The 8,786-nt window shown below is 44.2% G+C and carries 7 protein-coding genes; 4 read left to right on the top strand and 3 right to left on the bottom strand.

From position 1 onward, the window contains the following. The 3 genes from carB to AAGC65_RS22920 all read left to right on the top strand — a co-directional run. A partial coding sequence (gene carB / locus AAGC65_RS22910; protein WP_343114796.1) for a carbamoyl-phosphate synthase large subunit occupies positions 1-2,212 on the top strand: 2,212 nt, incomplete at its 5' end. A gap of 104 nt (positions 2,213-2,316) precedes the next feature. Continuing rightward, complete coding sequence (locus AAGC65_RS22915) at positions 2,317-3,006, top strand: hypothetical protein (RefSeq protein WP_343114797.1); 690 nt, start codon at positions 2,317-2,319, stop codon at positions 3,004-3,006. A 298-nt stretch (positions 3,007-3,304) separates the two neighbouring features. Then, complete coding sequence (locus AAGC65_RS22920; protein ID WP_343114798.1) at positions 3,305-3,790, top strand: hypothetical protein; 486 nt, start codon at positions 3,305-3,307, stop codon at positions 3,788-3,790. Between the two features lie 26 nt (positions 3,791-3,816). On the opposite strand, the gene AAGC65_RS22925 is transcribed toward AAGC65_RS22920, so the two are convergent. Continuing rightward, positions 3,817-4,281: a DUF4920 domain-containing protein gene (locus tag AAGC65_RS22925; RefSeq protein WP_343114799.1), complete on the bottom strand. Its 465-nt coding sequence runs from the start codon at positions 4,279-4,281 to the stop codon at positions 3,817-3,819. Positions 4,282-4,537: 256 nt separating this feature from the next. Here AAGC65_RS22925 and AAGC65_RS22930 point away from each other — a divergent pair, with 256 nt between their 5' ends. Beyond that, positions 4,538-5,920, top strand: coding sequence for an NHL repeat-containing protein (locus tag AAGC65_RS22930; RefSeq protein ID WP_343114800.1), 1,383 nt, complete (start codon positions 4,538-4,540; stop codon positions 5,918-5,920). Positions 5,921-6,118: 198 nt separating this feature from the next. Here AAGC65_RS22930 and radA read toward each other — a convergent pair whose 3' ends face one another. Beyond that, complete coding sequence (radA, locus tag AAGC65_RS22935; protein WP_343114801.1) at positions 6,119-7,576, bottom strand: DNA repair protein RadA; 1,458 nt, start codon at positions 7,574-7,576, stop codon at positions 6,119-6,121. A gap of 170 nt (positions 7,577-7,746) precedes the next feature. Then, on the bottom strand, positions 7,747-8,786 hold a 1,040-nt coding region (locus AAGC65_RS22940; protein ID WP_343114802.1), incomplete at its 5' end, for a ribonuclease E/G.

Here is an 8,786-nt window from a genome sequence, read left to right on the forward strand (position 1 = left end):
CGAGGTTTTGGTGGAGCAGGCTGTATTAGGCTGGAAAGAATATGAGCTGGAGTTGTTGCGTGATAACAACGATAACGTGATCATCATCTGCTCTATCGAGAACTTTGACCCGATGGGTATCCACACCGGCGACTCAATCACCGTGGCCCCGGCCATGACCCTGAGCGACCGCTGCTACCAAAGCATGCGTAACCAGGCCATCCGTATGATGCGCGCCATCGGTAATTTTGCCGGCGGCTGTAACGTACAGTTTTCGGTTAACCCTGCCGATGAAAGCATCATCGCTATTGAAATTAACCCGCGCGTTTCACGCTCATCGGCACTGGCATCAAAAGCAACTGGTTACCCAATTGCTAAAATTGCTGCCAAGCTGGCCATAGGCTACAACCTTGACGAAATTGAAAACCAGATCACCAAAACCACTTCGGCTTACTTTGAGCCTACGCTGGATTATGTGATCGTTAAAATACCTCGCTGGAACTTTGATAAGTTTAAAGGCGCCAACAAAGAGCTGGGCCTGCAAATGAAATCTGTAGGTGAGGTGATGGGCATTGGCCGCAGCTTTATTGAAGCGCTGCAAAAAGCCTGTCAAAGCTTAGAGATCGGTCGTGCAGGCTTAGGTGCCGATGGCCGCCAGAGCCGCAACCTGGAAGAAATCATGCACAGCCTGGAGCATCCAAGCTGGGACAGGTTGTTCCATGTGTATGACGCGCTAAGCTTAGGCGTACCTATCGAGTCGGTTCGTAAAGTAACAAAAATTGACCGCTGGTTCCTGAACCAGATCATGGATGTGGTAAACCTGGAGAACGAGCTTCGCCGTTATTCATTAACTAATATTCCTGAGGATTTCTTCTACACCCTGAAACAAAAAGGTTTCTCAGATACCCAAATAGCTTACATATTGGGTAATGTGACCGAAGAGGATGTTTACCAGCGCCGCAAAGCCCTGGGCATTAACCGTGTTTATAAAATGGTTGATACCTGCGCGGCTGAGTTCCCTGCAAAAACACCTTACTACTACTCTACTTACGAAGGCGAGAACGAATCGGTATCGTCAGATAAAAAGAAAATAATTGTATTAGGTTCGGGCCCTAACCGTATTGGCCAGGGTATTGAGTTTGATTACAGCTGCGTGCATGGTTTATTAGCTGCTAAAGAGGCAGGCTACGAGGCCATCATGGTGAACTGTAACCCTGAAACGGTATCAACCGACTTTAATATGGCCGATAAGCTATATTTTGAGCCGGTATTCTGGGAGCACGTTCGCGAGATCATTGATCTGGAAAAACCTTACGGTGTAATTGTTCAGCTTGGTGGTCAAACCGCGCTGAAAATGGCTGAGAAAATGCATGAGCACGGTATCAGAATTATCGGTACCTCTTTTGATAACATGGACATCGCCGAAGATCGCGGCCGTTTCTCTGACCTGTTGAAAGACCTTGAGATTCCTTACCCTAAATACGGTGTAGCCGAAAGCGCTGAAGAAGCATTGGAAGTTGCCCACCATGTAGGTTACCCGGTATTGGTTCGCCCAAGCTATGTATTAGGTGGCCAGGGTATGAGCATTGTGATTAATGACGAAGACCTGGAAAAAGCCGTAGTAAGCTTACTGCGCAACCTGCCAGGAAACCGTGTGTTGATCGATCACTTCCTTGACCGTGCCGCGGAAGCCGAAACTGACTCGATCAGCGACGGTGACGATGTACATATCATCGGTATGATGGAACACATCGAGCCTGCGGGTATCCACTCCGGCGATTCGTACTCTGTGTTACCACCGTTTGATTTCTCAGATAATGTGATCCATCAAATGGAAGAATACACCGTAAAAATTGCTAAAGCATTAAACGTACGCGGCTTGCTGAACATCCAGTTTGCCGTTAAAGACGATAAAGTATATGTAATTGAGGCTAACCCACGCGCTTCACGTACTGTACCGTTTATAGCCAAGGCTTACGATGTACCTTACATCAATATTGCTACCAAAATAATGCTGGAAGCCAACAAGCTGAAAGATTTTACCATTGAGCGCAAACTATGGGGTTATGCCATTAAAGAACCTGTGTTCTCTTTTGATAAATTCCCTGAAGTAAACAAGGAGCTTGGCCCCGAAATGAAATCAACCGGCGAAGCCATCCGCTTTATACCAAACCTGCAAGACCCATACTTCAGGCATTTGTATAAAGAAAAGTCAATGTACTTAAGCAAATAATTTACTAAAACATTAAACTGCCCCCGCAGTTTAATAACTGAATAACGTTTACCTGCAGCCCCCCAGCTGCAGGTAAATTATTGTTGAACTAAGGTTACTACAGATTGAAAGTTAATTCAAGTAATACACAGGCATTCAACCTTAATAATGTTGATCCTGAAGATATAGATGATGTTCTTGTAAAAATTGAAAGATCGTTCAATATCAGCTTAGAAGATACATCCCGTAAGGATGTTAAAACCTTTGGCAAGCTTTGCGATATTGTTGTTGAAAAGGTAAAACAAACCAATAACGATAGTTGCACCACCCAGCAGGCTTTTTATAAAATACGCAATGCCATTAACTCCACCGTGTCGCCACCAAAAGAGTTAGTAAAGCCCCAAACAAAATTAGCAGACATTTTTCCGAGGGAGACCCGCTTAGAGGTAATTGCCGAAATTGAAAAGGAGATGGGTTTTAAAATAAACCTGCTACAACCCAAACAGGGCGTTGTAGGCACATTTGTATTTGTGCTGATGGCATCTGTAGTTGGCTTCTTTTATCAGCCTGTAATGGCCGTTATTGGCCTCGTTGTGGCCTTTGCAGGTTTACTGCTTGCCGGAAAGTTTGGCAAAGAACTCAAAGTAAAAACATTGGGTGATCTGGCCGAGAAAGTAGCCAGGGAGCACCACATCAAATGCAGACGAGACGCGGCCACCATCAACAGGGCCGAGATTGCTCAAAAAATAAAGGAGCTTTTTTCAACCAGCCTATACCTGGAACCATCCGTATTAACCCGCGACGCTAAGTTTTAAGTAATTTTATTAATAATATTTTAAAGGCCATCTGCATAAACAGCTGGCTTTTTTGTTTTATTCGTTTCTCTCGTAATTAACATTAAGCAACAACATGTCTTTGCGAGCGAAGCCCGGCAATCGCGAACTTTACCGGACGAATACGCATAGTTCGCGATTGCTTCGTCGTTCCTCCTCGCAAAGACAAGTTTTTCTTTTATCTGGCACAAGTATGAAAGGCTGATAATAGTCTAAAAGCTACTTGTGTCTAATGGATATCACTTCATTATCAGGTATATTTATTAAATTGCTCCCATCTATGAAAAATATCCTGCAATATATTTTAAAGATAACCCTTATTATTCCCTGTATTATTTGCAGCGCTAACTTTGCAAATGCCCAGGCTAAAAATGCCATAGGGCTTGGTGCCGGGCTCAATACCTCAGGAAAGGGTGCCGGTTTTGGCGCAATTTTACAGGGTGAGGTTAAACTGAATAATTCCATTAGCATAAATCCGTCTCTTGGTATCGAAACACCTTATATAGCGTATGTAGGCGCTACCGGCAGATATTATTTAAGCGATGAGGTATATGGATCACTTGGAGGATTTGCACACATAGGAGGTATCGATGATCCCTCGATTAGCCCGGGCGGAACAGCAGGAATTGGTTTTATAGTACTGGCAACCAACCACCATGTTGTCGATTTAAATTTCCACGTGGATTATTTTGAGAGCGATAATGAAAGACTTACCCTCGCCGGTTTACGCTTAACCTATAACTTTTCATTCACCAAGTTAAAATAAGCAGACGCTAATCTTACCGACCGGCATTATTTGTCAACAATCAATCCTTTCACCTCAAAGTTTACCCGCCTTTTAGGATCAACTTTAACCTTATGCTGCTTTTTGCCATTAACGGTATCGCCAGCCAGATGCTGCAGATCATCGGCAATGAATTGTTTTGCTGCCACCCCTTCGATAATCACTATACGGCCTGCTATGGCCGCGGGTAAAGTAATATTATAATTTTTGAAGTGCGCGGCTATTACTTTACCGGCGCCAGCGTCCAGATCAAACCAGCCGCCTTTTTCGTGCACCACCTTTAGCACCTTACCACTTATGGTTGTAGTTATCCGCGTTTTTTTGCCCATAAAACTTTCCACTTTAGATGCATCCATCATAGCGGTAGTATTTGGTTTTTCACCGTAAACCATACCATGAGGTATAGGGATATGTTGCTGTGCCACAGCCGCGGTTGATAAGCATAAACCAAGCAAAAACAGACTTAATTTCATATTGATAGATTGTAAAAATGTAACAATTATATAGGTAAAATGTTACTGGCTACCTAAATGTTATTTTTACAGCAATATTCGCACAGCAAAAGTTCCTGCCCGACTTTTCCAAATCATAGTTTTTATACTATACTTCAGCAATTTACATGTATAATGTTAATATATGTTAAAACAACTGTAGCGAAATAATATGAAAACCTGTATAGAGTTAATAAAGTGCTTATATATCACATGTAATAAAAAACTATTAACACACATGAACAAAACCCTAACCAAACCAATTTCGTTTGCTGTTTGCCTGTTGGCCATTATTTCAATTATTTCCGGATGTACCAAGGGCACATCAACTACCCCAGGTGTAGCACCTACTGTAGTTACTACCGATGTGGTTATTGATGCCGCCGGCACCACCGCGCATAGCGGCGGTTTAATTACATCAACCCTTACTGAATCTGTAACTGCTTACGGCGTATGCTGGAGCACAAGTAACCAAACGCCTACTACAGCTGATACTAAAAGCACCGATACTGTTGCACAAGTATACTTTACCAGCAAAATAACCGGCTTAAGCCCCAAAACAACTTATTATTTAAGGGCATTTGCTACTACCAATTCGGGTACAGGCTACGGTAATGTTATACAGTTTACTACCGGTTCAGATCTTTCATCAGCCGCAGGTACTGTGAGTACACTGGCAGGCAATGGCTCTACAGGCTTTACCGACGGCACCGGAAACAATGCCTACTTTAACAGCCCGCAGGGTATCACCATTGATGCCAGTGGCAATTTATACATTGCCGACTCCTTTAACAGCGCTATCCGGAAAGTTACCCCAGCAGGTGTGGTTACAACCGTTACGGGTACAGGCGCTATTGGTTATTTAGATGGTCCGGTGGCCACTGCTAAGTTTTACGCTCCGCAGAGCCTGGTGGCTGATGCATCCGGCAATATTTATGTTGCCGATCTGGGTAATAACATGATCCGCAAAATTACACCGGATGGTGTAGTGAGTACCTTTGCAGGTAGTGGCGATGCAGGTTATGCTAACGGTACCGGTACTGCCGCCACCTTCAACAGCCCTAAAGGCCTCGCCATTGATGCCCAGGGTAACATCATTGTAGCCGACCAGGGAAACAACCTGATCCGCAAAATTACACCGGCCGGAGTGGTTAGTACCGTAGCCGGCAGCACGGCAGCAGGCTACCAGGACAACGCTACCGCTACCACTGCTCAATTTAATAAGCCTGATGGCGTTGCTATTGACGCTCAGGGCAATATTTATGTGGCCGATCTACTGAATACTGCTATTCGCAAAATAAGCACAGCAGGTGTAGTTACCACTGTTGTAGGTCGCCCTAAATTAGCCGGCCTGGTAGGAAACCCGGCAGGTATTGCTTTTGACACGAAAGGGAATCTATTTATCAGCGATCAGAATGGGCGTATACTGGAGATAACAACTAATAAAGTTTTACTTTCTATAGCCGGTAATGCTACTACACCAGGCTTTGCCGACGGACAAGGAGCAAACGCCCTGTTTAACACCCAACAAGGAATCATAACTGACCCCAGCGGTAACGTTTGGGTTGCAGACAATGGTAACAACCGCATACGCAAAGTAGTACCGCCTTCGGGACTGTAAGACTTTAGGACTGAAGGACTATGGGACTTTTGGACTATGAGACTGAAGGACTTTAGGACCCTTAGACCTGGGACTGAAAGATAAAGGACGAAAGGACAAAGGATATTTAAATCATCTTTGTTCTTTCGTCTTTTGCATTTATTTTGAAGGTCTTTTGCCCAAAAGTCCTTCAGTCTCATAGTCCAAAAGTCCTAAAAATCATCCAAACAGTAAACTGAAAACCTCTTCAATGCTGCTTACAATTTTTATGTCGATATCGTAGCGGGAAAGATCCATTCGCTTTTTATCCTGCCCGCCCGATGGCAGGTTGTATTTGGATATAAATATTTGATTAAAGCCCAGTTTCTGCGCTTCCGCGATGCGTTGTTCTACACGGTTCACCGCCCTAATCTCGCCCGATAAGCCGAGTTCTCCCGCGAAGCAGGTTTTAAAGGGGATAGGAATATCTTCGTGTGATGATATGATGGCAGCGGCCAACCCAAGGTCAATAGCAGGGTCTTCTACCCGGATACCGCCGGTTATGTTTAAAAACACATCCTTGGCACCCAGTCTAAAACCGCATCGCTTTTCCAACACGGCCAGCAGCATGCTCATACGTTTGGTATCAAAGCCTGTAGCCGTACGTTGCGGTGTGCCATAGGCAGATGTGCTTACCAATGCCTGCGTTTCTATCAGCATGGGACGCATGCCTTCCAGCGTTGCCGAAATGGTGATGCCGCTCAATGGCTCATCACGTTGTGATAACAATATTTCTGAAGGGTTGGATACTTCCCGCAAGCCCTCGCCCAGCATTTCATAAATACCCAGCTCCGATGCCGAACCGAACCTGTTTTTTACCGTACGTAAAATGCGGTAAACATGATGCCTGTCGCCTTCAAACTGCAAAACGGTATCAACCATATGCTCCAGTATTTTTGGGCCCGCTATCATGCCGTCTTTGGTTATATGGCCAATCAGGAATACAGGAGTTGATGTTTCCTTAGCAAAGCGCAGCATTTCGGCAGTACACTCACGCACCTGTGACACGCTGCCTGGTGTTGATTCAATATGTGAGGAATGCAGCGTTTGTATGGAATCGATAACCACCAGATCGGGCTCCAATGCCTCAATTTGTTTAAAAATGTTTTGGGTAGAAGTTTCGCAAAGCACAAAGCAAGCCCCCCCGCCCCCTAAAGGGGGAGTTTCTTTTTGCAGGCTGCTTATAGCTCCCCCTTCAGGGGGTAGGGGGGCTAATCTTTCCGCCCTCATCTTGATCTGCCTTTCGCTTTCTTCGCCTGACACATATAATACTTTCAGATTAGGCATGTTCAAAGCCATCTGCAGCATCAGGGTTGATTTACCAATACCCGGCTCTCCACCAATCAACACCAATGAACCTGCTACAATGCCGCCACCCAGTACACGATTAAACTCCTTATCGGGTGTTTGCATGCGGTGTTCTTCGGTAAAAGTAATATCGGCAACTTCTATGGGCTTATTGGCCCGTTGCTGGGTGTTGGAGGTAACTTTCCAGGTAGGTACGGAAGCTGTGTTGCCTTTATCAATGATCTCTTCAACAAAGGTATTCCATTGCTGACATGAGGGGCACTTGCCCAGCCATTTAGCCGATTCAAAGCCGCAGCTTTGACAAAAATACGCGATCTTGGTTTTAGCCATGTTTCAGATGTGCTGATTATAGATGTGCAAATGTGCTGATTTAATTAGATATTTACTAATTTAATTAGCAAACAGAATTGTAAATCAATTGCTTTAGAGTTTGCCATAAAACAAAAAATGCCGGTGCATAAGCGCCGGCATTTTTACTGCATTGCTGCAAGTCAATCTCTTTATAGTTTTATTTCTTCATCTTTTGATGAGAAGAAACGAAACTCCGTGATCTGGTAAGCAGGATTACTTTTAACCTTGATCCACTGGCTGTATTTAACAAACCACTTCATCTGGCGGTTGTAAATACCTTTCTTAATATAAGCTTCAATATAAGGATGAACGCACAGGGTTATTCCCTTTTCGTTTTGTTCAATCAAAATATAATTGAAGTTATTTTCAATATCATCCATCAGTAAAATGGTTGGCCTTATGGTACCTGTACCATTACAGGTTGGGCACACTTCGCTGGTAACAATATTCATTTCGGGCCTTACCCGCTGGCGGGTAATTTGCACCAAACCAAATTTACTTGGAGGTAAAATGGTATGCTTGGCCCTGTCGTACAACATTTCGGCACGCAGAAAATCAAACAGCTCCTTGCGGTTTTGCGGCTTGTGCATATCAATAAAATCGATCACCACAATACCGCCCATATCGCGCAGGCGTAACTGGCGTGCAATTTCTTTAGCCGCCTCTTTGTTTACCTGATAGGCGTTCTCTTCCTGGTTTTCTTTATTGGCTGTACGGTTACCGCTGTTAACGTCAATAACGTGCAGGGCCTCCGTATGTTCAATTACCAGGTAAGCACCACCGGCAAGGTTCACTGTTTTACCAAAAGCGCCTTTGATCTGTTTATCAACGCCAAAATGTTCAAATATAGGCTCCTTATGCTTGTGCATGCGAACTATACTTTCCATATCGGGCGATATCTCGTGGATGTATGATCGAATTTCCTCGAACATACCATTGTCATTTACATAAATGTGCTGAAAATCGGGGTTCAATATATCCCTGAGGATAGTTGATGTACGCCCAATTTCGCCCAAAACCTTCTTAGATGGTTCAACAGAAGGCAGTTTAGTAATGAACAGTTCCCATTTAGATATCAGATCAAGCAGGTCTTTTTGTAATTCTTCAACTCCTTTGCCCTCAGATACTGTACGGATAATAACGCCAAAATGCTTTGGCTTAATGCTTTCAACAACCTTCCGTAAACGAT

Origin of the sequence: Mucilaginibacter sp. (genome assembly GCF_039207105.1) — a bacterium.
Classification (GTDB): domain Bacteria; phylum Bacteroidota; class Bacteroidia; order Sphingobacteriales; family Sphingobacteriaceae; genus Mucilaginibacter.